Annotated in this window: 27 protein-coding genes and 1 tRNA gene; 2 read left to right on the top strand and 26 right to left on the bottom strand. The window is 66.4% G+C overall.

Annotation, left to right across the window (positions count from 1 at the left end; genetic code table 11):
- Nucleotides 1-68: 68 nt before the first annotated feature.
- The 13 genes from folD to VGQ44_21745 all read right to left on the bottom strand — a co-directional run bounded on the left by folD (nucleotide 69) and on the right by VGQ44_21745 (nucleotide 12,622).
- On the bottom strand, nucleotides 69-968 hold the full coding sequence (gene folD, locus VGQ44_21805; GenBank protein ID HEV8449473.1) for a bifunctional methylenetetrahydrofolate dehydrogenase/methenyltetrahydrofolate cyclohydrolase FolD: 900 nt from the start codon (nucleotides 966-968) through the stop codon (nucleotides 69-71).
- A gap of 4 nt (nucleotides 969-972) precedes the next feature.
- A complete protein-coding gene (rny, locus tag VGQ44_21800; protein HEV8449472.1) occupies nucleotides 973-2,556 on the bottom strand; it encodes a ribonuclease Y in 1,584 nt (527 codons plus the stop codon).
- A 238-nt stretch (nucleotides 2,557-2,794) separates the two neighbouring features.
- Nucleotides 2,795-3,091 (bottom strand): cell division protein ZapA, encoded by a 297-nt coding sequence (locus tag VGQ44_21795; GenBank protein ID HEV8449471.1) that lies wholly within the window; start codon nucleotides 3,089-3,091, stop codon nucleotides 2,795-2,797.
- Nucleotides 3,088-3,387 carry a hypothetical protein gene (locus VGQ44_21790; GenBank protein HEV8449470.1) on the bottom strand — a complete coding sequence of 100 codons (300 nt, stop codon included), beginning with the start codon at nucleotides 3,385-3,387 and terminating at the stop codon, nucleotides 3,088-3,090. The genes VGQ44_21795 and VGQ44_21790 overlap by 4 nt, the downstream gene beginning before the upstream one ends.
- A complete protein-coding gene (pheT, locus tag VGQ44_21785) occupies nucleotides 3,365-5,857 on the bottom strand; it encodes a phenylalanine--tRNA ligase subunit beta (GenBank protein HEV8449469.1) in 2,493 nt (830 codons plus the stop codon). Before pheT ends, VGQ44_21790 begins: the two co-directional genes overlap by 23 nt.
- Nucleotides 5,854-6,882: a phenylalanine--tRNA ligase subunit alpha gene (gene pheS / locus VGQ44_21780; GenBank protein ID HEV8449468.1), complete on the bottom strand. Its 1,029-nt coding sequence runs from the start codon at nucleotides 6,880-6,882 to the stop codon at nucleotides 5,854-5,856. The genes pheT and pheS overlap by 4 nt, the downstream gene beginning before the upstream one ends.
- A gap of 118 nt (nucleotides 6,883-7,000) precedes the next feature.
- The gene (rplT, locus tag VGQ44_21775) at nucleotides 7,001-7,363 is read right to left on the bottom strand and encodes a 50S ribosomal protein L20 (GenBank protein ID HEV8449467.1); all 363 of its coding nucleotides are present in this window, start codon (nucleotides 7,361-7,363) and stop codon (nucleotides 7,001-7,003) included.
- Nucleotides 7,364-7,381: 18 nt separating this feature from the next.
- Nucleotides 7,382-7,579 (bottom strand): 50S ribosomal protein L35, encoded by a 198-nt coding sequence (gene rpmI, locus VGQ44_21770; GenBank protein HEV8449466.1) that lies wholly within the window; start codon nucleotides 7,577-7,579, stop codon nucleotides 7,382-7,384.
- Nucleotides 7,580-7,634: 55 nt separating this feature from the next.
- Nucleotides 7,635-8,129 carry a translation initiation factor IF-3 gene (gene infC, locus VGQ44_21765; protein HEV8449465.1) on the bottom strand — a complete coding sequence of 165 codons (495 nt, stop codon included), beginning with the start codon at nucleotides 8,127-8,129 and terminating at the stop codon, nucleotides 7,635-7,637.
- Nucleotides 8,130-8,359: 230 nt separating this feature from the next.
- On the bottom strand, nucleotides 8,360-9,547 hold the full coding sequence (locus VGQ44_21760; protein ID HEV8449464.1) for a hypothetical protein: 1,188 nt from the start codon (nucleotides 9,545-9,547) through the stop codon (nucleotides 8,360-8,362).
- Complete coding sequence (locus VGQ44_21755; GenBank protein HEV8449463.1) at nucleotides 9,544-10,473, bottom strand: MBL fold metallo-hydrolase; 930 nt, start codon at nucleotides 10,471-10,473, stop codon at nucleotides 9,544-9,546. Before VGQ44_21755 ends, VGQ44_21760 begins: the two co-directional genes overlap by 4 nt.
- A complete protein-coding gene (locus VGQ44_21750; GenBank protein ID HEV8449462.1) occupies nucleotides 10,470-11,384 on the bottom strand; it encodes a 3'-5' exonuclease in 915 nt (304 codons plus the stop codon). The genes VGQ44_21755 and VGQ44_21750 overlap by 4 nt, the downstream gene beginning before the upstream one ends.
- A complete protein-coding gene (locus tag VGQ44_21745; GenBank protein HEV8449461.1) occupies nucleotides 11,384-12,622 on the bottom strand; it encodes an arginine deiminase family protein in 1,239 nt (412 codons plus the stop codon). The genes VGQ44_21750 and VGQ44_21745 overlap by 1 nt, the downstream gene beginning before the upstream one ends.
- 83 nt (nucleotides 12,623-12,705) lie before the next feature.
- Here VGQ44_21745 and VGQ44_21740 point away from each other — a divergent pair, with 83 nt between their 5' ends.
- On the top strand, nucleotides 12,706-13,329 hold the full coding sequence (locus tag VGQ44_21740) for a redox-sensing transcriptional repressor Rex (GenBank protein ID HEV8449460.1): 624 nt from the start codon (nucleotides 12,706-12,708) through the stop codon (nucleotides 13,327-13,329).
- Here VGQ44_21740 and rsmA read toward each other — a convergent pair.
- The 13 genes from rsmA to rpsU all read right to left on the bottom strand — a co-directional run bounded on the left by rsmA (nucleotide 13,313) and on the right by rpsU (nucleotide 26,075).
- Complete coding sequence (gene rsmA, locus VGQ44_21735; protein HEV8449459.1) at nucleotides 13,313-14,137, bottom strand: 16S rRNA (adenine(1518)-N(6)/adenine(1519)-N(6))-dimethyltransferase RsmA; 825 nt, start codon at nucleotides 14,135-14,137, stop codon at nucleotides 13,313-13,315. The genes VGQ44_21740 and rsmA overlap by 17 nt on opposite strands.
- An 11-nt stretch (nucleotides 14,138-14,148) precedes the next feature.
- Nucleotides 14,149-15,759: a GAF domain-containing SpoIIE family protein phosphatase gene (locus VGQ44_21730; GenBank protein HEV8449458.1), complete on the bottom strand. Its 1,611-nt coding sequence runs from the start codon at nucleotides 15,757-15,759 to the stop codon at nucleotides 14,149-14,151.
- Nucleotides 15,756-16,148 (bottom strand): ATP-binding protein, encoded by a 393-nt coding sequence (locus tag VGQ44_21725; protein ID HEV8449457.1) that lies wholly within the window; start codon nucleotides 16,146-16,148, stop codon nucleotides 15,756-15,758. Before VGQ44_21725 ends, VGQ44_21730 begins: the two co-directional genes overlap by 4 nt.
- 83 nt (nucleotides 16,149-16,231) lie before the next feature.
- Nucleotides 16,232-16,564: an STAS domain-containing protein gene (locus VGQ44_21720; GenBank protein ID HEV8449456.1), complete on the bottom strand. Its 333-nt coding sequence runs from the start codon at nucleotides 16,562-16,564 to the stop codon at nucleotides 16,232-16,234.
- Nucleotides 16,561-17,586, bottom strand: a complete 1,026-nt coding sequence (pta, locus tag VGQ44_21715; GenBank protein HEV8449455.1) for a phosphate acetyltransferase — start codon at nucleotides 17,584-17,586, stop codon at nucleotides 16,561-16,563. The genes VGQ44_21720 and pta overlap by 4 nt, the downstream gene beginning before the upstream one ends.
- Complete coding sequence (gene coaD / locus VGQ44_21710) at nucleotides 17,583-18,065, bottom strand: pantetheine-phosphate adenylyltransferase (GenBank protein ID HEV8449454.1); 483 nt, start codon at nucleotides 18,063-18,065, stop codon at nucleotides 17,583-17,585. Before coaD ends, pta begins: the two co-directional genes overlap by 4 nt.
- 45 nt (nucleotides 18,066-18,110) lie before the next feature.
- Nucleotides 18,111-18,632, bottom strand: coding sequence for an RsmD family RNA methyltransferase (locus VGQ44_21705; GenBank protein ID HEV8449453.1), 522 nt, complete (start codon nucleotides 18,630-18,632; stop codon nucleotides 18,111-18,113).
- A 9-nt stretch (nucleotides 18,633-18,641) separates the two neighbouring features.
- Entirely contained in the window at nucleotides 18,642-20,390 is a 1,749-nt protein-coding gene (gene recJ, locus VGQ44_21700; GenBank protein ID HEV8449452.1) for a single-stranded-DNA-specific exonuclease RecJ, read from the bottom strand.
- A gap of 39 nt (nucleotides 20,391-20,429) precedes the next feature.
- Entirely contained in the window at nucleotides 20,430-21,134 is a 705-nt protein-coding gene (locus VGQ44_21695; protein ID HEV8449451.1) for a hypothetical protein, read from the bottom strand.
- A gap of 40 nt (nucleotides 21,135-21,174) precedes the next feature.
- Complete coding sequence (gene dnaG / locus VGQ44_21690; protein HEV8449450.1) at nucleotides 21,175-22,989, bottom strand: DNA primase; 1,815 nt, start codon at nucleotides 22,987-22,989, stop codon at nucleotides 21,175-21,177.
- Nucleotides 22,986-25,376: an endonuclease MutS2 gene (locus VGQ44_21685; protein HEV8449449.1), complete on the bottom strand. Its 2,391-nt coding sequence runs from the start codon at nucleotides 25,374-25,376 to the stop codon at nucleotides 22,986-22,988. Before VGQ44_21685 ends, dnaG begins: the two co-directional genes overlap by 4 nt.
- 51 nt (nucleotides 25,377-25,427) lie before the next feature.
- Nucleotides 25,428-25,886 carry a GatB/YqeY domain-containing protein gene (locus tag VGQ44_21680; protein ID HEV8449448.1) on the bottom strand — a complete coding sequence of 153 codons (459 nt, stop codon included), beginning with the start codon at nucleotides 25,884-25,886 and terminating at the stop codon, nucleotides 25,428-25,430.
- Nucleotides 25,887-26,075 (bottom strand): 30S ribosomal protein S21, encoded by a 189-nt coding sequence (rpsU, locus tag VGQ44_21675; GenBank protein HEV8449447.1) that lies wholly within the window; start codon nucleotides 26,073-26,075, stop codon nucleotides 25,887-25,889. It lies immediately after the preceding gene.
- 161 nt (nucleotides 26,076-26,236) lie between these two features.
- On the opposite strand from rpsU, the gene VGQ44_21670 reads away from it, so the two are divergent.
- Nucleotides 26,237-26,310: transfer RNA gene (locus tag VGQ44_21670), tRNA-Arg, on the top strand.
- Nucleotides 26,311-26,403: the final 93 nt, after the last annotated feature.

Here is a 26,403-nt window from a genome sequence, read left to right as displayed (position 1 = left end):
CTGATCCGGCGCCGAAAACAAATTGAGGTCGCCGCCTTCACCGCTATCGCCGGCGGACCGACGCGGAGTCATCCCGCCGTTCCCAATTGTTCGGCGGCCTTCACGGTGTTCGCCATCAACATCGCGATCGTCATCTTGCCGACTCCGCCTGGGACGGGCGTGATGAGCGACGCGACCTCGCGCGCCGATTCGAACGCGACGTCGCCGACGAGACGTGTGCCCGACTTCTTGGTCGCGTCTGGGATCCGGTTCATGCCGACGTCGATGACCACGGCGCCCGGTTTCACCATGTCGCCCGTGACCATCTCGGCCCGCCCCGCGGCGACGATGAGTATGTCCGCGCGTCGCGTCTGCTCAGCAAGGTCGCGCGTGCGGCTGTGGCAAACGGTCACGGTGGCGTCGACTCCCGGCTGAACCATCAATGCGGCCATCGGCTTGCCGACGATGTTGCTTCGTCCGATGACGACGCAATCGGCGCCGGCGGTCGTGACGCCATAGGTCTGCAACATGTAGAGCACACCTGACGGTGTACACGGCGCAAACCCGTCGCGCTCGCCGATCCACAGCTTGCCGACGTTCACCGGGTGAAATCCGTCGACATCCTTGTCGGGGCGAATGCGGCGAACGATCGCGTCGGAATCGATACCCTTCGGCAGCGGCATCTGAACGAGAATGCCGTGCACCGCCGGGTCGGCGTTCAAGCGATCCACGATCGCCACGAGCTCCGTCTGGCTGGTCGTTGCCGGCAGGCGGATCGTCTCGCCGTTCATGCCGAGCTCGATGCAGGTCCGCTCTTTGGCGCCGACGTACACCGCGCTCGCGGGATCGTCGCCGACCAGCACCACGGTGAGTCCCGGCGTCACGCCTTTGGCGGTAAGCGCGGAGACACGCCGCGCGACCTCGCCCTGCATCCGCGCCGCGAGCGCCGTCCCGTCGATCAACTTTTTGTCCACCGCAGGTGCAGCCATCGGCTCAGCGCGCAAAGTCCACGGCCCTCGTTTCGCGAATCAACACGACTTTGATCTGCCCCGGGTACTGCAATTCCGCCTCGATGCGCCGAGCGATCTCCTCGGACATCGTCGTCATACGGGCATCGTCGACGTGGTCGGGCAGCACGATGACACGCACTTCGCGGCCCGCCTGGATGGCGAACACCTTTTCGACGCCTCGATAGCTGGAGGCGATCTTCTCGAGGCCTTCCAGCCGCTTCACGTACGTCTCGAAGGCCTCGCGTCGGGCGCCTGGGCGCGATCCGGAGATCGCGTCGGCGGCCTGCACGAGGACCGAGATCTCACTCTCGTGTGGCACGTCATCGTGGTGGGCCGCGATGCAGTTCACGACCAGCGGATTTTCGCCGTACTTGGTCGCGACCTCGACTCCCAGCTGGACGTGCGTGCCTTCGTGCTCGTGCGTGAGAACCTTGCCGACGTCGTGCAGCAGCGCGCCGCGCCTGGCCATGTTCACGTCGAGCCCGAGCTCCGTCGCCATGATGCTGGCGAGCCAGGCGACTTCCTTCGAGTGTTGCAGGATGTTCTGGCCGTAACTCGTTCGCCAGCGCATACGTCCGACCAGCTTGACCAACTCGGGATGTAGTCCGTGCACGCCGGCGTCGTACGCCGCCTGCTCGCCCGTCTCGGTGATTTGCGTATCGACTTCCTTCCGCGATTTGTTGACGACCTCTTCGATACGGCCTGGGTGGATACGGCCGTCGGAAACGAGCTTCTCGAGCGCGAGCCTCGCTATCTCGCGGCGGATCGGGTCGAAGCACGAGACGACGACTGTATCGGGGGTGTCGTCGATGATGACGTCGACACCCGTGGCCAGCTCGAACGCCCGGATGTTTCTCCCCTCGCGTCCGATGATGCGACCCTTCATCTCGTCGTTGGGCAGCGACACGGCCGATACGGTCGTCTCGGCCGTGTGGTCGGCGGCGATCCGTTGGATCGCGAGCGCGACGATCTTTTTCGCCTCACGCTCGGCGTTTCGCTTGGCGCTTTCCCGGATCTCGCGGATCCGGTTGGCGGCGTCGGCCTGAGCCTCCTCCTCCATCCGGCGAAGAAGCTCGTTCTTGGCGTCCTGGGCGGACATGCCGGCCATCTGCTCGAGGCGTCGTCGTTCCTCGCTCACGAGCTTGTCGAGTTCCTGCTCGCGCTCGCCAACGGCCTTTTCACGCCGCCCGAAGTCGCTGGCGCGTTTGCCTAGCTCTTTGTCACGCTGCTCGAGGACCTCGAACTTCCGGTCGAGCACGGTGTCGCGCTCCGAGACGCGGCGCTCTTCGCGCTCGACTTCCTCGCGACGGCCGCGGACCTCCAACTCGAAGTTTTCGCGGAGGCGAATCACGTCTTCTTTGCCGGAAACGACGGCCGTTTTGCGGAGGTTGTCCGCGTCTCGCTCGGCATCGCCGACGATCCGCTTCGCGGTGTCCTCCGCGGTCGCTTTCGCGTCGGCCTGTCGCTGCCGCTCGGCGGCTCGCCCTCTCGACCTTCCTAAAATGAAAGATGCCGGCCCGGCAACTATAAGGGTGCCAAGCGCGGCAAAGATCGCGTACTCGTTCATATGGAATCTATGCTCCACCGCGGGGTGGGCCGCGGACCCAGGAGAACCACGGCTGTCCCGCCGGCGCACACTCGGTAACCTACAGCGAATCCGACACGACGCCGGCGAAGGGCATCACATGGGTCTCGCTAAATACCGGGCGCGCTTGCACCTACGGGCCAGCTCGGCTATGCGCGCTAAGCTATTAGCAGATTACCTAAAGCGCAATGAAGCCGTGTCCGACGTCACAACGTCGCGGCTAGCCCGCCCGCTTCGAGGGGGGCAGAAGCGGTCGTACGAAATCGCTCAAGTCGGCGATCGAAGCATTCGTCTCGTCGAGTGACGCACGAGCATCAAACAATTCGCCGGTGACCTGAAGGGCCGCCAACACCACGGCTCGGCTCGATTCGACCACAGCGCCGCTCGCGAGGACCTTGCGAATCAAAGCGTCGAGGTAGTTCGCGACCTCGTGCGCGTGCTCCGGCGAAGTGTCCGTCCGGATCGTGTACTCATCGTTGAGGATCGTGACCCGGGTCGTGGTCTTCTTGCTGCTCACCGTTCACCTCCGCGCGCCTGCTGGCGAAGAAACCGAACCCGCTCGAGCATCTGCTTGGCGCGGGCAGTGGCCTCATCAAGCCGGTTCTGCAGGCGCTCGTTCTCCCGTTCCAACGTCGTCACCCGGCTCGACAAGTCGAGGGCGACGGCGCCTCCTTCCTGGCCCTCGACTTCCTTGAGCTTCGACTCCGCCGTCAGGGCGCGACGGCGAAACGCCGCCAGCTCGTCCGCCAGATGGCGGACCAGCAAATCCAGTTCAGCGACTGCGTGCGACTCAGGTCGCTCGTTGTCTGACATTGAGCTCGGCCAGTGCGCGAAGGATGTCCGTGCGTCGTGCTTCCAACTCGCGATCACGTAGAGTGCGCTCCGAATGGCGGAACGTCAACCTCCACGCGAGGCTTCGATACCCAGGTTCAACGCCAGCGCCAACATAGCGGTCGAATAATTCCACGCTTTCGAGGAGTTTGCCGGACACGCGCCGCATGACCGCTTCCACCTCGGCCGCGCGGACACCGTCGGGCACCGAGAGCGCGAGGTCGAACTCGGAAGCCGGCGTCGACGGCAGCGGGATGAAGCGACGCGGGGTCTCGGGAGCACGCTCGGCGATGCGATATGCGGACTTTCCGGCGGGCGCGACGTCGTCCGACGACATGACCCCGAGCGACAACTCGACGCCGAACGCGGGCGACGCCCACACGGGCGCGTCGAGCATCAGACGTCGCACTTGGCCGACGGGGAGACCGTTCACCATCACGAGCCAGAGCGCGTCATCGTGAACGGGTCTGGCCGCGGTGACACTCGCCCAAAGATCCTTCTCGTCTCTGGCGACCACCTCGACTTCCGCTCCGGGATATGCCGATCGGGCGACCGTGACGGCCAAAGCTTTCACGTCCCAGGCGTCGTAGACTGCCCACGCCGAGAACTCCGGAGACTTTGGGTCGGTGAAATGCGGCGGCTCGCGGCGCCCCATGACCAACGCGCCGACGCGGAGGTCTTCGACAGGCAGGCGCGCGCCGCTCGGATCGAAGGCCGATCCGATCTCGAATAGGCGAAGGTTCCCCTGCATGCGCGCGAGATTGTACTCGGCGCGCCGAGACAGCGTGTCGAGGATGTCCCGCCGGAGGTAGGCCTCGTTTTCGGCGAGCGGATTCATGACGCGCGCGAAGTCCGATCCGCCCGCGACGAAAGGCATCGGTCGAAGCTCGAGCATCCCCGCCCCGACGAGTGTTTCGCGGACGCGTTTCGAGGTGAGCCACGTCGGATCGTCCGGCACGATCCCCGGCCGGAACGGGCGCATCTCCAGCGGGAAGCTGTCGTATCCGCGGAGCCGCGCGACTTCCTCGATGAGATCCACCTCGAGCGACACGTCCTGACGCCACGAAGGCGCCGCCACGCGCAAATGGTCGTCCGCAAGCTCCACGTCGAACCCGACGCTTCGAACGAGCAGCTCGATTTCACCAGCGGCGATGGGAGTTCCCAGGAGCGCCGAGACTCGCATTGGGCGAACGACGATGCGTTCGCGTCGTGTTGGCTTCGACGAGGGCCCCGTGAGATCCACCGGCGCGCCCGCGACGCTTCCTCCGGCGAGCAGCATGATGATCTGGGCGACGCGCTCTAGAGCCTTGGGCGCGATCTCGACGTCCACGCCGCGCTCGAAGCGGTAGCTCGCGTCGGTCGAGAGGCCGAGCGCGCGGCGCGCGGTGCGGACGCGCCGAGGGTCGAAGTTCGCGACTTCGAGAAAGATGTCCGTCGTCGCGTCGGTGACCTCGCTCTCGCGGCCGCCCATCACCCCGGCGACCGCCTGCGGACGCTCGGCGTCGGCGATGACGATCATCTCTTCGCGAAGCGCGCGGTCGGTTCCGTCGAGCGTCGTGATTCGCTCGCCGGCTTTGGCCCGCCGAACGATCAGCGAACTTCCGCCGAGCTTCGACAGATCGAACGCGTGCGTCGGCTGGCCGAGCTCGTGCAACACATAATTGCTTGCGTCGACGACGTTGTTGATCGACCGTGCGCCGATGGACTCGAGGCGCTTCACCAGCCAGGCCGGGCTCGGCCCAATCGTCACGCCGCGGATCACCACGCCCATGAACCGCCGCACGAGACCCGCTTCGGCCACACGGACGCGCAGCGAGTCGGCGTTGGCCGAATCCTGCGCCTTGACGGGATCCGGAACGGAGCCGCCGGCGTTCTCGATCACGGGAAGAGCGAGCGGTTGACGCGTCAGCGCGGCGATCTCACGGGCGATTCCGAGGTGCGACAGCAGGTCCGGCCGGTTCGCGCCGACGTCGACCACGATCTGCGTATCGCCCAGCGGAAGCGCGCGCAGCAGCGGCGTGCCGGGGGCGACGTCGATGTCCAGCTCGAGAATCCCGTCCTGTTCCTCACCCAGCCCGAGCTCGCGCGCCGAGCAGAGCATGCCGTCGGAGATCGCGCCGCGAATCTTTCGTTTTTGGATCGTGAACCCGCTCGGCATCACCGTACCGGTCGGCGCGAAGGGATAGAGCTTTCCGGCGCGCACGTTCGGCGCACCGCATACGACGTCGAGCAGCGTGCCGGTGCCCATGTCGACGCGCGTCACGTGCAGGTGATCCGAGTCCGGGTGCGGCGCTTCCTCGACGACGCGAGCGACGACGAACGCCGCGAGGTCCTGACGGAGCGGGACGAGCTCGTCCACCGTCGACACGTGCGCCGTGATCAGCTCGCGCAGCTCGACCGGCGACTGTTCGAAGGGAACGAACGCCTTGAGCCATTCGTACGAGACGTTCATTCGGCGATCTGCTCCAGGAAGCGCACGTCGGAATCGTAGAGAAGTCTGATGTCGGGAATCGCGAGGCGGCTGATGGCGATGCGGGCCGGACCCATGCCGAACGCCCATCCGGTGTAGCGCTCGCTATCCACGCCCGACGCCTCGAGCACAGCGGGATGCACCATCCCGGAACCGAGGATCTCGATCCAGCCGGTGCCCTTGCACACCGGACAACCCACGCCGCCGCAGACGCCGCACTGCACGTCCATTTCGGCGGACGGCTCGGTGAACGGGAAGTACGACGGACGAAAGCGAGTGCGCGACGCGCCGAAGAGGCGCTCGGCGAACCGATTGAGCGTCGATTTGAGGTCCACGAAGGTTATCCCCTCGTCGACGCACAGTCCCTCGAGCTGCGGGAACGCCGGTGCGTGGGACGCGTCAAAGAAGTCGCGGCGATAGACCGTGCCGGGAATGATCACGCGGATCGGCGGCGGATACGACTGGAGCGTTCGGATCTGCACCGGTGACGTGTGCGTGCGCAGCAGCCCGCCGCCCTCGAGATACAGCGTGTCGTGCGCGTCGAGCGCCGGATGGTTCTCCGGGAAGTTGAGCGCCCCGAAGTTGTACCATTCCGTCTCGGCCTCGGGGCCGGCGGCCACCGTGAATCCGAGCTCGCGGAAGATCGACTCGATTTCCTCGTAAACGAGCGTGACCGGATGCTTGGCCCCCCGCCACTGGCGTCGCGCGGGCAGCGTGAGATCGTCGGGGCGCGCGCCGTCGCGCGCGCGGTCGAGCGACGACTTGCGCTCGGTGTGCAGCGCCTCGAGACGCGTGCGGACCTCGTTGAAGCGTTTGCCGGCGGCCGGCTTGTCGGCCTTTTCGATGCCCTTGAGGGCCTCCTGCAGCGCTTTGACGCGGCCGTGGCGGTCGCCGAGCACGGCGATGCGCGCCGACTCGAGATCGTCGGCATTCGCGGCCGCGGAGAGGGCGGCGGTTCCTTCGTGCTCGACGCGCTCGGCGTCGGCGAGATACTGCTGGAGGTCCATCGGCGATTGGTGCTTGGCGGTGGGCCGGTCGACCGGTCCACCGGTCCACCGGGAAAGCAAACAACGGCGGCAGGACGACCGAGGTCGCGCTGCCGCCGTTGAGTGAAGAGCGAGGAATCTACGCTGCGTTCAACGCGGAGCGCGCCTTGTCGGCGAGCGAGGTAAACGCCGCGGGATCGTGGACGGCGAGATCGGCGAGGATCTTCCGGTTCACTTCGATGCCCGCCTGCTTGAGGCCATTCATGAGCGTGTTGTAATTCATGTCGTGCTGGTGCGCCGCGGCATTGATGCGCGTGATCCAGAGCCGACGGAAATCGCGTTTCTTGTTCTTGCGGTCGCGGTAGGCGTATTTCCAGCCGCGCTCGACGTTGTCCTTGGCGGGGCCCCACAGCTTGCTGCGCGCGCCAAAGGCGCCGCGCGCGGCCTTCATGATCTGCTTTTTCCGCTTCAGGCGCGGAACTTTGGATACGGCACGAGGCATCGGAGTGTCTCCAGGTCCTTACGCCTGCAGCAGGCGCTTCACGTGCTTCACTTCACCGTTCGTGGACACCAGGCCGGCCTGACGCAGGCGGCGCTTCCGCTTGGCCGTCTTCTTGGTCAGGATATGGCTCTTGAAGGCTTTGTAGCGGCGGACCTTACCCGTGCCCGTCACCTTGAAGCGCTTCTTCGCGCCCTTGTGGGTCTTCATTTTCGGCATTTTAGCATTTCCTCAAAGCGGATCCGTCGCTTTCGCTCAGGACGACGTAGGCGCGTCATTTCGGCGCGAGAATCATGGTGATGGACTTGCCTTCCAATCTTCCCGAGCTCTCGATTTTTCCGACATCCGTGAGGGCCGTGGCGACCCGCTCGAGCACGGCTTGCCCGAGCTCGGGATGGGCCACCTGTCGGCCGCGAAACATCATCGTGACTTTCACTTTGTTCTTCTCTTCCAGGAACCGGCGCGCGTGCCGCGTCTTGGTGTCGAAGTCGTGGTCATCGATCCCAGGGCGGTACTTCACTTCCTTGAGCTCGATGACGTGCTGCTTCTTCTTCGCCTGCCTCGCCTGCTTCGCCATCTCGAACTTGTACTTCCCGTAGTCCATGATCCGAACGACGGGAGGGCGGGCAGTCGCCGCAACTTCGACCAGATCCAACCCTAGCTCATCCGCCATTCGCAGCGCGACATCCACTTCGAGAATGCCGAGCTGCGATCCGTCGGCGCCTATGACGCGGACTGGACTGATGCGAATCTGGCGGTTGACCCGCACGCGCTTTGTAGTGTCCTGAATACCGAAAGCCCCCAGAGAGAGAAAACAAAAACGCGGCCCCTTGTGAGAGTCCGCGCACATGGCCGTTCTTCCGCCTCGAGCGGATGAACGGCTTCGTCATGGACTCCAGTAGCACGCCTCGCCGACTGCTGCGAGGGCCAAAGGGTGGGGCCGACACTGGCCCACTTTCCGAGTTGTCGGCCTAAACCTAGACCGACTCGTCGTTTACGTCAACCCTCGCTGGGTTCCGCGGGAAAGCACACGAACATCCACGGCTTGTCACGGACCCGAGTGAGCACGACCGTCGCCGCGCGGGAGCCAGACAGCTTGAGTCGTCGCTGCAAATCCTCGACGTCCACGGCCGATCCCCGCTTTCGAATGTCGACGGTGCCAACATTTAGGCCGCGAAGGGCCTCCTTGAGCCGGCTCAACGCCCACGGCTCCGACGCCGCGATCTCGAGCGTCCGCCCGAATGGCGTCTCGACCGCTCGCTCCGAGCTCAAAAACGCGACCTGATCGTCGATCTGCCAACAGTCGCCGAGCATCATACCGAGCTCCTTCACCAGACCGGCGCGCGTGACGGCGCCATCGGGATCGATCAGGAATCGGCCGGGGTCGCGGATCTCGAGATGGGCATCGGCTCGCTCCGTCAATGCGTGACACTCAGGCAGAATCGTCGCGCGGCGTGCGGATGTCGCCAAGCTCGGCGACCAGAGAACGCACTCCTTGAGCTCTCGGCGTTCCGACACGAACTCCATTTCCCATCCGGTGGGAACCACCGCCGAGCGGAGGCCGGGCGCGGCTTTCACGCCGACAGGAGTTCCCCGCTCCGCCACGCCGAAGCACCATGCGAGCGACGGCTCGCTGTCTCCGGTCGAAAATCGCTTGTCCGCCGAACGCCGCGCCGGGTCGATGAACACGGCGCCCGCGTCGCCGAGAGCCACCTCACGAACATCACCGAGCAGAGTTTCCAACGACTGCGCGACGCCGTTCGCCTCGGCGTTCAACCGAGCCATCCGCAAGTGAACGGGATCGATGTCCACCGCGCGCACGTGGCGATGCTCGGCCAGCCCAATGAGGTCGCCGCCGATGCCGCAGCAGAGATCCGCGATTCGTTCGAAGGGCTGGTATCGCGAGGCATGGTGCCGAGCCATGCGCTCCGACGACGCCTGCTCGAGCCCCGCACGCGTGAAATACATCCGAGCGGCATTCGTGAACTTGGATTGCGCCCGCCGCCGCAACTCCGCGGTTTCGATCGCCGCCGCGACCAGTGTCGCTGAATATCGCTTTCGAAGCCGCGTGATCAGCGCGATTCCGCCGCTCTTCGACGGCGCCTCGACGGCCAACTCCGAGAGCAAGGTCTGACCTTCGGGCGACAGCAGCGCGTCGAGCGCTTGCCCGTCGATCGGGCCGCTCACTTCGGCAGTCCGAATCCCTTCCCGTCCAGGATGATCGGACTCCACGGCGTCTTCGCATCGTGTTCGAACACGAGCAGCCACTGCTCGTCCACCGCGCGCGTCAGGATCCGGCGCTTGGTCTCGAGCGTTACCATCGGCTCGACGTCGTAGCCCATGATCCACGGCAGCGGGAGATGCGCGGTCGTCGGCGCCAGGTCGGCCAGATAAAACGCGCGCTCGCCGTCGGACTCGATGAGCAGACCCTGGTGGCCCGGCGTATGGCCCGGCGTGAGGACAGAATGAATCCCGGCGATGATCTCTCGATCGCCGTCGATGAGCTCCATCTGTCCGCTTGCCGCGACCGGCTCCCAGTTGTGCGGGAAATAGCTCGCCGCCGTTCGCTCGTTCGTGTGCGTCGCCCATTCGTGCTCGCGACGCTGCATGATGTAGCGCGCGTTGGGAAAGGTCGGGCGAATCACGCCGTCCGCGCCGCGCGTCGTGTTGCCGCCCGCGTGGTCGAAGTGCAAATGGCTGTCGATCACCATCGCGATGTCTTCGGGGCGCTTGCCGAGCGAGGCCAAACCGTCCTCGAGCCACGTCGGGCCTTGGTGGCCCGTGTTCTCGATCCCGTAGATGTCGCAGAACTTCTCGTTCTCCTTGTTGCCGACGCCCGTGTCGATCAGCACGAGACCGATCGCATGCTCGATCAACAGGCAGCGCATGCCGAGCTGGATGCGATTGCGGTCGTCGGCGGGGATTCTCCGCTCCCAGAGCGGCTTCGGAACGACGCCGAACATCGCACCGCCGTCGAGCCTTTGTCCGCCGGCCTGAATCGCGTGGACACGAAGCGATCCGATCTGTCGTGTCTGAACCGAGCCTACGAGATGATCGAGCGGCCCGCCGGGTCTGTCGCCGCGAACAAAAACCGGATTCGCTTCGGTCGTCATGCGGTGGTGTCTTTGAAAACCGGGTGAGGCATGGCCGATCGTTTGCGGCGGCGCCGGCCCGACGGCGTGCGCGAGAGGCGATCGAGCTCGTCGATCGTGTCGATGCCACGATCGCGCGCCGCGTCGAGCAAACGCGTGAAGGCGCGCGCCGTCGCCAGCGCATCGCCGCCGGCGCGGTGGCGCGCATGATTCACGATCCCGTAAAAGTGCGCGACGGCGTCGAGGTTTCGGCGCTGCAGCTGCGGCACGAGGCGCCGCGCCAGGCGCACGGTGCAGAGACGCCGTCCGATCAGCGGCCGCGCGGTCGCCCGCTCCACTTCGGCGGACAGGAATCGCCAATCGAAGTTCGCGTTGTGCGCGACGAATACGTGTCCTTCGAGCGTTCCCAACAGCTGATCGCAGACCTCGGCGAATCGTGGCGCGCTGCGGACCATCTCCGCCGTGATGTTCGTGAGCGCCATGACCGCCGGCGGAATCGGACGTTCCGGATTCACGAGCGTCTCGAAGACCGGCGTGGCGACTCCGCGCTGCACGTGCACGACGGCGATCTCGGTGATGCGATCGCCGTGGTAGGCACGCGAACCGGTCGCCTCGACGTCGACGACGACGAATGACGTTTCGTCGAGCTGCGATCCGCGAGCCGTGACGCGCGCGCCGCGTCGCTTCGGGGACGAGGGCCACGTCGCCGCCTCGACTGGAAGGTCGCGCAGCGCCCACCGCCCATCCGACGTGCGCCGAAAGCGCTGATGGCCGGCGAACAGCGCCGCCGCCATGTGCTCGGCGATCATCGGCGGCGCGCCGGGCAGCTGACAGACGTGCGAGATGAGTGTCTGCGAGTCGGCTGGCCCGGCGGCCAGATAAGTCGCCGCTCTCTCGGTGAGGACGGTGTCCGCCGTGCCGAGCGTCGTCATCAGTTCCAGGGGTCGTCGCGCAACACGGGGCATGTCATGCAGCGCGGACCGCCGCCGCCGCGAACCAGCTCGTTCCCTTCGAACGTGATTACGGCGCGCTCGCCTTCGGCGACGCGTTCACTGCCGGAGAGAAGCGCAGTCGCCGACAGGATGCGGAAGCCCATGCGTCGCAATTCGTGGAGCGTCGCCTCGTTGCGCTGGTACGACAAAATGAGCCCTGGGCGCATGGCGATGAAGTTACATCCGGACGCCCACTGTTCGCGCTCTTGAACCGTTCGCCGATCTCCGCCGCAGAACACGGGTTCGAGCGGCATGTCGCACTCCGACAGCGCGGTGAAGATGTTCGGCTGTTCGTGAATCGTCTTTTCGCCCCTTCGCCAGTGCAGCACCGGCAGCCGCTCGGGACCGACGAAATGCGGCGGGAACACCGCGCAGAGCTCGCGATCGATCTGCGTGAAGATCATGTCGAGGTGGATCGCCGTGTGCTCCTTCGGCATCACGACGACCACGATGTCCCGCACTTCGGTCTCGTCGAACAGCGTCGTGGCCAGCTGGTCGATCGCCGCGGGGCTCGACCGCTCGCTGAACCCGATGACGACGAGATCGCGACGCAGCGGATGAATGTCGCCGCCTTCGATCGTGTAGTTCACGCGACGTTCGGCCGAGCCGTCGTACAAGATGCCGGAGTTGCGCAGCTCGGGGTGATGCATGAACAGCGCCTTCATGATGATCGCTTCGGTCCAGCGGATCGCGTAGCGCATCGACCCGATCAGCACGTGGCCGCCGACCACGACGCAGCTGTCTCGGGTAAAGAACAGGTTGGGCAGCGGCGGCAGCACGTGCCCCGGTTCGTTCAGGGCTTTGGCGATCGGGCCGGGAGGCTCGTCGCGTCCCTCGATGAGCATCCTCACGAGCGCCGCGGCGTCGAGCTCGCCGATGTCGCGGGCGAGCGGCTCCGACGGGACGATGTCCATCGTCTCGCGGATCAGCAGCTCGCGCGACTGTGGGGTGCCCAGCGTTTCGGCCAGCAGCGAGCGAACCTCGTAGACCGTCGCGAACCGCTCGACGACCGAGATGAATCGGCGATGTTCTCGCTGGGCGGCCTCGGCCTCGATGATGTCGTCGTAGAGATAATCGGCCCGATTGCTTGGAGTTACGGCAAGCAACTCGGGTCCGGGGGAATGCACGAGGACGGAGCGCAGCTGTCCGATTTCCGACGACACGTGGACCGGCGGCATGCGACCAAACCTAGCCGGGCCGCTGGTGTGGTCCTACGCCTTCATTTAACTTGTGAATGAATTCACAAGCACGCCCGATTTCTGTGAAACGTATTGCTGACTCTACGGTCCGGCGACTCTCGGCGTACCTCCGTTTTCTCGAGGACTTCGAGCAGCGCGGACTGACGACCATATCGAGCGAAGAGCTCGCCAAACGCGGTGGGACGACGTCGGCGCAGGTGCGGAAGGACCTTTCGTTTTTCGGGTCCTTCGGCAAGCGCGGACTCGGCTACTCGGTGCCGGAGCTCGCGGGCAGATTGCGCGAGATCCTTGGCCTCGGACGCGAATGGCGCGTCGTCATCGTGGGCGCGGGTAAGATAGGCGCCGCACTCGCCCAGTATCGAGGATTCCGGCAGCGCGGGTTCACGATTCTCGCCGCGTACGACAACAATCCGGACAAGATCGGCCGGACGCTCGACGGGATCTCGATTCGCGACATCGAGCAGCTCGAGCGCGACGCCGTGCGCGAGCACCCCGACATCGTCGTCGTCACGGTCCCCGGAGAGGAGGCACAGCGCGTCGTCGACCGCGTCGTGCGCGCCGGCGTCAAAGCGATCCTCAATTTCGCGCCGACTCAATTGCACGCGCCCGCCGACGTGGCAATCAAGACCGTGAACATGGCGATGGAGCTCGAAGGGTTGAGCTTCGCGCTCACGAATCGCGACTAAAAAGCTCCCGGCGAAGCCGCGCGAAGTCCGCAGGCGACAGCGTTTCCGGGCGAGCGGTCGGATCGATGGACGCGCGCGCGAGCGACTCGTCCGCCTTTTCGGCGTCGAGCGAAGCGATCGCGCGGACGACACGGCGCATCTGCTTGCGACGCATGCTGAACGCGTCCTGCACGAAGCGGCGGAACGAATCTTCTTCGCTTGACGTCACCACCGGGTCTGTCCGTGGTTCAATGACCACAACCGCGCTCTCCACCTTCGGCGGCGGATTGAACGAGCCCGGCGCGACGCGGAAGGCCACCTTCGCCGTCGCCACCGCTTGCACGTTCACCGACAGCGCGCCGTAGGTCTTGGACCCCGGCTCCGCGGCGATCCGGTCCGCGACTTCGCGCTGCACGAGGAGCACCGTGCGCGCGGCGCGAGGCGCCTGGAGCGCGTGAAAGAGGATCGGCGTCGTGATGTAATAAGGGACGTTGCCGATCAGCTTGAACGGCCCGTCAACCAACCGGGCGAGCGACACCTCGAGCACGTCCGCTTCGACGACGGAGACCGACGGCGTTCCCGCGTACCTCTCGCGCAACCGAGCGGCGAGCGCGCGGTCGTACTCGATGAGAACCAGCCGGCCCACGCGCGGTGCGAGAATGTCCGAGAGACTTCCCCGCCCCGAACCGATCTCGATGACCGTGTCGCCCGGCTTCGGATCGAGCGCATCGACGATCCGCTCCAGAATGCGGCGGTCTTCGAGAAAATGCTGGCCGAGGCTCTTTCGTACCGGCGGCAGTCCGCGCGCCGAGCGAGATTCGCGCGGCATGTGCGAGGCGGTCAGCTCCGAACCAATACGATCGTGAGATCGTCCCGAAGCGCGGCTCCGTCGCGGTGTTCGTGCAGCGACTCGATGATTCGGTCGAGGATCGTCGACGGCTCGGCTCCCGCGAACGACCGCACGACCTCGAGCACGCGATTCTCGCCGAGCCGCTCACCGGCCCGGTTGCGCGCGTCGCTCACGCCGTCGGTGAACAACACGAGGAGATCCTTGTCGGGGTTCCACGGCCTGCTCGCCGTCGCCGGTGCGCGCTCGTCCATGCCGAGCGGAGGATCGTTTGCCGGAAGGCGCTCGATGCCCTTGCCGGGTGAACAGAGGAACGCGTGCGGATGCCCCGTGTTCGCGTAATGCAGCTGGCCGGCGATCGGATCGATGACGGCGTAGAAGGCCGAAATGAACATCTCGGTCATCGTGAGCTCTTCGCGCAGCGTTCCCGCGAGAGCCTGGAGCATCGTGCCCGGATCGGTCGTCGCTTGCGAGTGGATCGCCGACGCGCTCATCGTGAGCGCCATGATCAGCGCGGCCTGATAACCATGCCCCGACACGTCGCCGATCATTACGCCGGTGCGCGAATTTCCGAGGTGGAACAGGTTGTAAAAGTCTCCGCCCACGCTCTCGGCGGGGATGACACGCGCCGCGACGTTGGCGTCCGGCGCGACGATCCGGTTGTCGGGCAGAAGCTTCATCTGCAGGTCGTGCGCGAGCTGCATCTCGTGCGCCAGCCGCTGCTGCTCGATCGAGGCGCGCACCAACCGCGCGTTCTGAATGGCCGTACCGATCTGCGTCGCGATCGCGGCGATGAGCTTCAGGTCGCCGGCCGTGAACGGCTGTCCGGAACGGCGATCGGAGAGATTCACGACGCCGAGCGTCTCCGGCTCGCGCGGCACCGGCGCAGTCCACATGATCGGAACCGAGAGCATCGCGCCGCGCCGATAGCTCGCTTCCTCTGGGCAGAGCGAGTCGTCGCCCTCGATCAAGGCGGGGTGGCGCGACCGGAAGACGCGCGCGCTGACGCTGCACGCGTCGTCCACCGAGATCGCCGGAACCTCCGCCGGATCGACGCCGAGGGCGGCGACGGCGCGTAGCATGTTGGTGCCGCGATCGGCCACGAGGACGCTGGCGCGGCGTGCGCCCACCGTCTCCGACACCTCGGAGAGGATCGTCTTCGTCGCCTCCTCGAGCGACACGGTTCGTCCGAGGATCTCGCTGATCGTGTAGAGGAGGTTGATCTCCTCGTAGCGCTCGGCGAGCTCGTTCGCCGCGTGCTCGACTTCGAGCGCGGATTGGAGGTATTGAGCGACGACGGGAAGGAGGAAGCGGGTGAGGGCGCGAGGATCGTTCGACCTGGCGCGGGTGGGACCAACGACGAGCCAGGCGCGCCGCGGTCCTGGTACGAGGGAGATCACCGCCTCGCCGCCCGCGTCGCCGTCCATCAGTGGGATCACGCGTTGCTCTTCGCCCGGCGACGGAAACTGGTCGACTTCGGGAGAGGCACGGGTCGACGCGACGCGAACGATCGCCTTCGGGTCTGCCGACCCCCCCATCCAGACGGCCGCCTCGCATTGCGTCGCCGTCTCGAACGCGGCGAGGACCTGCGCGAGCTCCGTCATTCGCGGTGCAGCGTCATGCGTACGACGCTGCCATGCGGCGCGTCGATCATCTCGACGCGGTCCATCAGCTTCCGCATGAGGAAGAGTCCGCGTCCGTCCTCACGATCGATGTTGCCCGGCGTCGTCGGGTCGACCATGGAGGCGTCGAGGTCGAACCCCTCACCCTCGTCGGCGACTTCGACCACGAGCCGCTCGGAATCGACTTCGGCGCGCACGTGGACATGCTTGGCCGGATCGTCGCCGTTGCCGCGGAGGATCGCGTTCGACAACGCCTCGGTCAGCGCGACCGGCACGTTGAGCATCAATTGGCGCTGACCGTACGCGAGCTCGATGCACTCACGGCGCACGAGCTCCACGACGTTCTCGATGTATCGAACGTCGTTGGGGATGTCGAGTTCGACGACCCGCGTGGGGTCGCCGCCATGGTCGGAAGAGCCGCGGGAAGGCTCGACGGGACGACCGTCCGGGTGTGTCAGAAGCTCTTCAACGCTCGGTCGCGGGTGTCGGCGATCTGGAACAACGTGTCCAGCTTCGTCAGTTCGAACAGCGTCTTGAGATCGTCATTCAGATTCGCGAGGCGGAGCTCTCCGCCCTGTTCACGAATCTTTTTCGACAGCGACACGAGCACACCCAATCCCGAGCTGTCGATGTAACCCGTCTGCGCGAAATCGATCAAGAATCTTCGCTCGCCACGCTCGAGCTCGTCGAGAACCTTCTGCTTCAACTCCTGACGATTTCCCACGATGAGTTGCCCTTCGACGTCGACGACCACGACCTGCCCGTCCTTCTTGATCGAGAAGCTCATTTCGTACTCTCCTGGCGGGCCTCGTTCACCGCCGTCGCGCTCACCGATTGGAGCGCCGTCACAGCGGCCACGTTGAATATGTCATCCACCACCGCGCCGCGCGAAAGATCGCTGCACGGGCGACGCAATCCCTGCACGATCGGCCCGATCGCGCTCGCGTGGGCCAACCGCTGCACCAACTTGTACGCGATGTTGCCGGCATCGAGCGACGGAAACACAAGTACGTTAGCGCGTCCCGCAACGGCGCTGTCCGGAGCCTTCCGTTCGGCCACCGCCGAAGCGAGCGCTGCGTCTCCTTGCAATTCTCCGTCCACCGCGAGCCCAGGCATTCTCGCCCTGACCTCGTCCACCGCCGCGCGGACCAAGTCGACCGACGCCCCCGTCGCGCTGCCGCGCGTGCTGAAGGAAAGAAATGCGACGGTCGGCTCGTCGCCGACGATGCGACGGCGATCCACCGCGGCCGCGATGGCGATGTCCGCGAGTTGCGTCGCGGTCGGATACCGAACGACTGCGCAGTCGGTGAACGTCAGAACCTCTTCAGCCGAGCCGCGGAACGAGTCCACCACCATGTAGAACGCGCTGGAGACGGTTCGCACCCCGGCGTCCGGTCCGACGAGCCAGAGCGACGCACGGAGCACGTCGCCGCTGGTGTGAACCGCCCCGGCAACGCACCCGTCGGCTTGATCCAGCGCCACCATCGCATCGGCGTAGTGGAGGGAAGTGTGGAGAATGGCTCTTCCCTCCTCTTTTGTGAGGCCGCGCGCGGCGTGACGGCTCAGAAATTCGGTGAGGGCGCTCTCCGACAGTGGTTGCCGCACCGGATCGATCACGTCCACGCCGAGCGCCCGAACCGCGTCGTGCGTTTCTGGCGCCGCCGGGTCGAGCAGGAGAATCGGACGCACGATTCTTCGCCGCGCCAATTCCGAAACGGCAGTGCGCGTGCGTTCGTCGGCTGATTCGGGAAAGACGATTCGCCGCGCAGCCGCGGCCGCGCGGGCGTGTAGCTCCGCGAGAAAGCTCATTTCGACGAGAGGCGCTTCTTGAGCGCGGCCGCGACGGCCGGATGCACGAGGCTCGAGACGTCGCCGCCGTATCGCGCGATCTCGCGGACGAGACTCGCGCTGATGTACGTGGTGTCGAGCGACGGCACCATGAACACGGTCTCCAGCTTTGGCGACAGGTGGCGGTTCATGAGTGCCATCTGATACTCGTACTCGAAGTCGCTCACGGCGCGAAGGCCACGGATGAGCAGCTGCGCTCCTTCCTGCGCGGCGAACTCGACGAGAAGGCCGTCGAAGCTCTTGACGGTTATCCGGGGCTCGTTCGATACGGTCTCGCGGATCAGGTCGACCCGCTCCTGCACCGTAAACACCGGGTGTTTCGACGAGTTCGTCGCGACGGCGACGACGAGCCGATCGACGTATGCAAGACTCCGCAGCATGAGATCTTCATGGCCGCGGGTGATCGGGTCGAAGCTGCCTGCGTAAAGAGCCGTTCGCATAGCGCGGAGAATTATAGTCCGACCGGGGCGCCCCCCCAATGCTGGTCAGCTCTTCAACCCGTAAAAGCTGATGCTCGTGCTGCCGTACCGGCGAACGTCCGGCTCGCCGGGCAGCGCCTCCCCCGTCCGGTGCTCCACGCCGAGGATCGACGCAAACGGGGTATCGAGCCAGCGCTCGGCGACACGAGTGGCGAGCGCGAGATCGTAGGGCGGGTCGGCGAACGCGACGTCGTAATCGCCCGCCGAAAGCTTGGCGACGAATCGAAGCGCGTCGGCGCGATGAACAATCGCGGCGGCACCGGCCCCGAGCCGGTCGGCGTTGGCGCGAATCGTCGAGATGCTCTCAGGCGCGATCTCGACCAAATCCACCACCGTGGCGCCGCGCGACAGTGCCTCCAAGCCGAGCGCGCCGGAGCCGGCGAAGAGATCGAGGACGCGGGCGTCCGGCAGCCATGGGCTAACGATGCTCATCCACGCTTCACGAACGCGGTCGCCGGTCGGCCGGACGCGGGCGTCCTTTGGTGCGTCGATTCTTCGCCCGCGCCAGCGGCCGGCGACGATCCGCACGCGGGTGCTCTAGGCGCGGAAGTCGGCCAGACGCGCCTGGAGCCGCGACTCTCCATTCCAAACGTCGCGTTCGAGGCGATAGGCGACGTCGATCGTCGCGCCCTCTTCCACGTCGCGGATCCGCGGACCCATTCCCCAGCCGAGCGCCGTGATCCGTCGGTCACCGTCGGCGAGAATGAGTTTGAGGCCATCGGTCCCGACGACCCGAGGCGGCGCGGCGACGGTCAGACCGCGCGTGAGAAGGAGCGGCGACGGATTCCCCATGCCGCACGGCTCGAGATGGCGGAGCAGCGATTCCAGGTCGTCGTTCACCTGGTCGAGCGGTACCTCGAGGTCGATGCGAAGCTCCGGGACGAGGTCGTCCGCGCTCAGACGCGAGCGCGCGACGTCGTTGAACCGAGCCGCGAACGCCGCGACCTGATCGGTGGAAACAGTCACGCCGGCGGCGGAGCGGTGCCCGCCGAATCGGAGCAACAGGTCCCGGCATTCGGTGAGCCCGCCGTGCAAGTCGAACGCGCTGATCGAGCGGCCGGACCCCTTTCCAGTTTCGCCTTCGAGCGCGATGAGCATCGTCGGCCGACCGAATTCTTCGACCACCCGCGACGCGACGATGCCGATGACGCCCGGATGCCACCCCTGCTCCGCGAGCACGATCCCGTACGTCGATTCCAGGTCGAGCGCGGTGACTCGTTCGCGCACCTGCTCGAGCGTGGCGCGATCGATCTCCTGGCGGCGCGCGTTCAACTCCTCGAGCTCGCGAGCGATCGGATTGGCTTCCTGGTCACTCGTGGAGAGCAGCAACTCTACACCGCGCAGCGCGCTCTCGAGGCGGCCGGCCGCGTTGAGCCGAGGGGCGAGAATGAATCCGACGCGTCCGGCGGTGAGCGCGCGCCCCTCCAAGCCGGTCGCGCGAATCATCGCGCGGATCCCTGGGCGGATCGGCTCGTTCAACAAACGCAGGCCATACCGCACCAGCACCCGATTCTCGCCTCGCAGCGGCGCGACGTCGGCGATCGTCGCGAGCGCGACGAGATCCAGCATCGCGAACACCGAGTTGACGTTGCCGTTCATCGCACGCGTGAGCGCCAGCGCGAGCTTGAACGCGACGCCGACCGCGGCGAGATCCTTGTCGGGCGACGGACACCCCGGACGCTTCGGGTTGAGCACCGCGTAGGCCGCCGGCAGCGGACCACTCGGCAAATGGTGATCGGCGACGATCACGTCGATTCCCGCCGACATGAGCCGATCGATAGGGCCGTGCGCGCTCGTTCCGCAATCGCAGGTCAGGACGAGCCGCGCGCCACACGCTTCCGCGGCGCGAACGCCCGCGTCGCCAAGGTCGTATCCGTCGGTCAGCCGCCGCGGGATGAAGGGGACGACCGTCCCGCCCAGCGAGCGGATCGTGCGCACCATGAGCGTCGTCGAGCAGATGCCGTCGACGTCGTAGTCGCCGTGAACGAAGATCGTCTCGTTGTCGCGCACCGCCCGCGCGAGGCGCTCGACGGCCTTGTCGAGATCGGCCAGCTGCGCCGGCTCGTGCAGGTGGTCGAGCCGAGGACGGAGATAGGCTTTCGCGTGATCCGGCTCGCCGAAACCGCGGATGGCGAGCAGACGACAGACGGCGTGCGGGAGTCGCAGCTCTTCCTTGAGCTGCGCGACGATCGTCGGGTCCGGCTCTTGCGGCAGCAGCCAACGCGCGCGGGGCCGCGGGAGCAGGCGGGGACGCGCGGTGACCTCGGACACTTCGGAAGCGCTCACGAGAAACAAGCTAGGTGACGCTGCCAGCTCCTACAATCATCAATCCGCCGCGTACAGCATCACTCCACAACCTTCGCAGATCACCGTGGCACCCGTTCCCGTCATCGAGCTGCGTCGCTGCAGGGGAATCATCGTGTCGCAGTTGGCGCACGACGGGCCGCGCAATGGAAAGACCGCGGGCCCCGTCTTTCTCGAACGAATCCGGTCATAGGTCGACAACAGGCTGCGCGGCACGGAGGCGGCCTTCGTGTTTCTTGCGGTTCGCGCTTCGGCGATCTGCGACTCGAGCGCCGCGCGGTCGGCGGCGAGTGACTCGTGTTTCTCGGCCTGAGCCGCCTCGAGATCGGCGACGATTCGTGTCCGGTCGTCGGCCAGTTTTCTCGCGGCGGTGAGCCGCTGCCCGATTGCCGACAGCTCCCGCTCGTCTTCGTCGATCATTCGCTTCGCCTGCTCGAGCTGCGCGGTCGCGGCGGTCGCCTCGCGCATCGAGGTCACCGTATTGAGCGCGGCTTGATTCTTTTCTTGCAGCGCGCGGTGCTGCGCCACGCGCCCGGCGACGTCGTGCCGGCGGCGTTCCTCGGCATCGGCGGTCTGCGTCGCCTGTTCGAGCTGCGCTCGCGCCGCGTCACGCTCCTTCGCGAGCGCCTCGAGCTGCGGCCCCAACTGGGCGAGTTGGTTTTCGAGTCGGCGGATGGCGATGTCATCGTCCTGCACGGCCAAGAGTGCGCCAACGTCTGGGTGCACGAGTCCTCCAAACCAGCGGTGAGATCGTCGTTAGGTAGGATCAGGAAGGTATCGCGGGTGGCGTCGAGGATGTGAAAGATTTCCAGCGCGGCCGCCCCAACGCCTGAAGCTCGGCCGCCAAGCGGCGCTTTTCGCGGATCAGATCGTCCTTCTCGTCGGCGCCCGCCAGCGGCAGGAATCGGTCGATCTCCGTCATCCGCGCTCCGATGCGGCGGCGGGCGAAGTCGTTGATGCTCGCATCGACCGTTTCCGCGGCATGATCCAAGCCACCGTTCTCCTCGAGAAGCTGCTGCATCACCTCGATCGCCTGATCGTCGAGCGCGAGGGCCAGCTCGTCGATCGGCGCATCGGGGTCGAGTGACGCGAGCCTCTCGAAGATGGCGCGGTAGGTCGGGTCGGCGAAGGCGTCGGGATCGACGCGTTCGGCGGCGGCTTCGACGTAGCGCCGTTGATGTAGAAGCACGCGAACCAGCTCACGCTCCGCGTGCGGGCCCGCGACGCGGCGGATCTCGCGCGTCTGCGGGCGCTGACGCTCGTCCGCGCGATCACCCTTCCGTCGTTCCTTCGCGGCGGCGCCCCGCGTTGCCGCCGCGTCCACTTCGCGGGCGACTGCTTCGACAGAGATGCCGGCGACCTCGCTCGTGCGCGAGATATAGAGATCGCGCAAGAGTTGGTCGGACGTCGCGCGGATCGTCGGCAAGAGCTTGTCGATCGCCCGGCGCTTGCGCTGCAAATCCGCGAACCACGCGCCGCGCTCGAGCAGCTGAATCTTTCGGTCGAAGAGATCGATCGATGCCGACGCGGCGCGCTCGAAGCCTTCGACGCCCGCCTTCGCGACGAACGAATCGGGGTCGTCGCCCTCGGGGAGCGTGATGACGCGGACGGTCGCGCCGGCACGGAGCAACTCGTCGCCGGAACGGAACGTCGCTTTGAGTCCGGCTTGGTCGCTGTCGTACAGCAGGAAGACGTTCTTGGTGTACTTCCGAATGAGCGCCGCCTGCTGTTCGGTGAGGGCCGTCCCCAGCGGAGCGACGACCTCTTGGACACCGGCGAGGTGCAACCGAATCAGGTCGAAGTAGCCCTCGACGATGATCAGACGGTCCGCCTTTCGAATGGACTGCTTCGCCCAGTTGAGGCCGTACAGAAGCGTGCGCTTGGCGAATAGCTCGGATTCCGCGGAATTCAGGTACTTCGGCTCACGAGCGTCGAGGACTCGTCCGCCGAACCCCGCGACGTGTCCCGCGATGTCGTAGATCGGGAACATGAGCCGGCCGCGGAAGCGCGGGCGCATTTCCGTCTCGCCCTCGCGAGAGAGCAACAGCCCGGCGGCCCGTTGGCGCTCGTCGTCGAAGCCCAGCGCGGCGAGCGATTTTCGCATCGACGCGGCGTCGCGTGGCGCCAGGCCGAGGCCGAACCGGTCGGCGTCGTCCTGCGTGAGTTGTCTCGACGCCACGTAGTCGCGTCCCGCGCTCTGATCCGACGTCCACAGCTGCGACCGGAAGAACTCCGCGGCGCTCGCGTTCACCTCCCACAGCGGCTCGCGCGGATCGCGTTCGTCGCGTTGGCGGCTGACTTCGCGCACCTCGACGCCGCTCTTCGCGCCGACCCACTTCACCGCCTCGATGAAGTCCAGGCCGAGGTGCTTCTCGACGAAGGTGAAGACGTCGCCGGACTCGTGGCACACGAAGCAGTTGTAGCCGCGCGACGTGACGGAAAAGTTCGGACCTTTGCCGTGATGAAACGGGCACGGGCCGCGAAAGCTGTTCCCCACCCGCTTGAGCTTCACGTACTCGCCGACGATAGCCACGATGTCGGCTTCCTGCCGGACGCGGTCGACGACGTCGTCAGGAATCACGCCAGCTCCGCCACGGTCACGCCGGCACCGCCCTCGTTCCACGCGCCAAGTCGAAACTCACGGACGCGCGTGTCCTTGCGCAGCATTTCGCCCACGCGGTCGCGCAGCGCGCCGGTCCCCTTCCCGTGGATGATTCGGAGCATTCGCAAATCCGCCCGCACCGCGCCGTCGAGAGCTTGAAGCACCGCCGCCTCGGCCTCGTCGGGCCGCAAGCCGCGCACGTCGATCTCCGACGGAACGTGCACGTCCGGCAGATCTCCTGTCCAGCCGCTCACCTCGTGCAACTCGGTGGCCTCGACCGGGGTGAGCGACGAGCGCTCGACGGTCAGCTTGAGCGCGCCGACGACCACCACGGCGTCGCCGTCGCGCAGCTCCATCACGCGGCCGATCTTGCCGCCGAGCGTCGCGACGGCGACCGGCGAGCCGGCGGCAATCGCCCCGGACTTGACCTCGCGCGGCGTGTCCCGGCGTTTGACGTTCGACTCTTCGCGCTCGAGGCGCTCGAGCTCGACGTTTTGCTTCGCCGCGAGTTGCTCGGCGCGTTGGCGCGCTTCACGCCCGGCTTCGTCGAGCTCACCGGCCGCGCGCGCTTTGAGGTCGCGGATCGTGCGCTCGATCTCGGCGCGTGCGTCCAGGAGATACCGACGCGTGTCCTGCCGCGCGTCGCGTTCGGCGACGCGCTCTCGTTCGCGGACGTTCCGCTCGCGTTGCCCCAGATTCGCCATTCGCTGCCGCGCGTCCTCGAGGATCACGGCGGCTTCGCGTTCGCGCGCGGCGAGCTCCTCGTCGCGGCGCTCGAGCTGCTCGACCAGCGCGGCCAACTCGCGCTCGCGTTGCGGCACACGCTCTTCGGCGCGCTCGACCACGCTGTCGGGGAGGAGCAATCGGCGCGCGATCGAGATGCCGTACGATCGCCCGGGCACACCCTTGATCAACCGATACGTGGGCGCGAGCGCGGCCGCGTCGAATTGGAGCGACGCGTTCACGACTCCGTCCACCTGTCCGGCCAGTTCCTTCAACGCGCCGAGATGCGTCGTCGCGACCGTGAGCGTCCCACGCGACGTGAGGTTCTCGAGAATCGCCCACCCGAGTGCCGCGCCCTCCGTCGGGTCCGTGCCCGACCCGAGCTCGTCGATCAGCACGAGCGAGTGGGCGGTCGCGAGGCGAAGAATCTCGCCGAGGTTCTTCACGTGGGCGCTGAACGTGGACAGACTCGCCTCGATCGATTGCTCGTCGCCTACGTCGGCGAACACGTCGTCGAAGCGCGGGATGCTGGATCCGGCGCCGACCGGCGCCGGCACGCCTGACTGCGCGAGGGCCGAGAGCAGCCCGAGCGCTTTGAGCAGCACGGTCTTGCCGCCCGTGTTCGGCCCCGACACGAGGAGCGTTCGCTCGTTGGCGGTCATCGCCAGGTCGAACGGGACCACATTCACGCCCTGCGCGAGCAGGAGCGGATGCCGCCCGTCGTGGATCTTGAATCCTGCTCGCGCGTCGACGAGGTGTGCCGGGGCGCACTGATAGGTGTCCGCGAAGCGCGCCCGCGCGAACAAGCTGTCCAGCTCGACCAACGCGGCGAACGCCGCGATCATTGAATCGCGGTGCGGCCGCAGCGTGTCGGTGAGGGCGAGCAGAATGCGATCGACCTCCGCGATCTCCTCGTATTCCAACTCGCGGATCCGGTTTCCGAACTCCACCGCCGCCGCCGGCTCGACGAACAGCGTGCCGCCCGTGGCCGAGGTATCGTGGACGATGCCGCCGGCCGCGACTTGGCCGCCACGCCGCACGGGAATGACGTAGCGGCCGTTGCGCACGGTCAGCGAGGCATCGGGCACGCGATGATGCGAGTCGAGACGCTCCATCTCGCGTTCGAGAATGCGAATGAGCGTATCGTGGGCGGCGCGCAGCTCGCGACGGAGGTGCCGGAGCGCGGGCGACGCGTCGTCCTTGACCACGCCGTCGTCCTGCAGCGCCTTGTCGATCGCCGCCTCGACCGACGGCTGCGCGAAGAGCGCGTCGAGCAAGGGCGAGAGCACTGCGCCCACCACGGCCGGCCGCCGCGCGTCGCGCAACTCGGCCTGTGTCAAGCGCGACGAACGGAGGAGCACGGCTCCCGCGACGAGATCGGGGCCGCTCCACGCGGCGCCTTCGACTCGCAACCGGTTCAGCGGGGTGGCGAGGTCGGGAACGGGGTGCGGGCGCCACGCGTCGTCGCCGCCGGCCGCGGCGCGCATCGCGGCGACTCGCGCGTGTTCGCGGTCGAGGTGGGCGGCGTCGGCCGCCGGGGTGAGCCCGCGCACGTGTTCGGCGCCAAGCTCCGACGTCGCGGAACCGGCGACGACGTCGAGGACGCGCGGGAGCTCGAGAATGTTCAGCGCGTGCGCGTTCACGGCAGATGCTTCCTCACTGACGCGCGAACGAGAGCGTGCGGGGCCTGCGCCTCAGCTCGTGCGGGACGCTCGTGCCGCCAGCTCTTCGCGCACGATGGTGTTGATCACGCTGCCCTCGGCGCGTCCCTTGAACTGGCCCATCACCTTGCCCATCACCGCGCCGACGTTGGCCGCGCCGCCTTCGATCGCGGCGACGACCGCGGCGCGGATCTCCGTGTCGTCGACGGCCACGGGAAGGTACTTGGCGAGCAGATCCAGTTCGGCCCGTTCAATCGCCGCTAAGTCGGTACGCCCGCCCTTGTCGTACATGTCCACCGACTCGCGCCGCTTCTTGACGCCTCGGCGCACCACATCGACGACGTCGTCGTCGGTGAGGTCTCGCTTGAGCTCGATCTCGCGATTCCTCGCGTCGGCGAGGATGGTGCCCAGCAACAGGACCTGCGCCTTGTCCTGCGCCTTTCGGGCGGCGGTCAGATCGCCTTGCAGACGCGCGAGTAGTGCCGCGCCCATTTAGCCGTGGCGCGTGCGACGGTTCTTCCGGATCGCGGCGTTGAGCTTTCGCTTCCGACGTTCGCTCGGCTTTTCGTAGTGGCGGTGCTTCCTCAGGTCCGACAAGATGCCGGCCTTTTCGCACTTCTTCTTGAAGCGCTTGAGTGCCCGCTCGAAATTTTCATCGTCGTGGATGATGACTTCCGACAAACTGACTCTCCCCCCTTTGCGGCGTTTGAGCGCCTGATAAGTGAAGCAAGCCGTTAAACTTATGGGTTGAAACGGCGACTTGTCAACTCGGCTTCGCTCCGCCAGTTTACCGATCGTTCCTCGACGGAGAATTCCGGCGGAATTCTCCGTTCAGGACGTCTGCGCCCATAGCTCAATTGGATAGAGCATCTGACTTCGGATCAGAAGGTTGGGGGTTCGAGTCCCTCTGGGCGCATCGCGGTCCCCCTCCCCCTCCCCCCTCCGAACAGTCTCGGCGCTGCGCAAGAAGCGCGCGAACCAATCCGGAACCTCTCGCGTCGTCGTAACG

The sequence above is a fragment of the Gemmatimonadaceae bacterium genome (genome assembly GCA_036003045.1).
Classification (GTDB): domain Bacteria; phylum Gemmatimonadota; class Gemmatimonadetes; order Gemmatimonadales; family Gemmatimonadaceae; genus JAQBQB01.
Note: the sequence above shows the minus strand (reverse complement) of the source record. Positions and strands in the feature narration are given on the sequence as shown.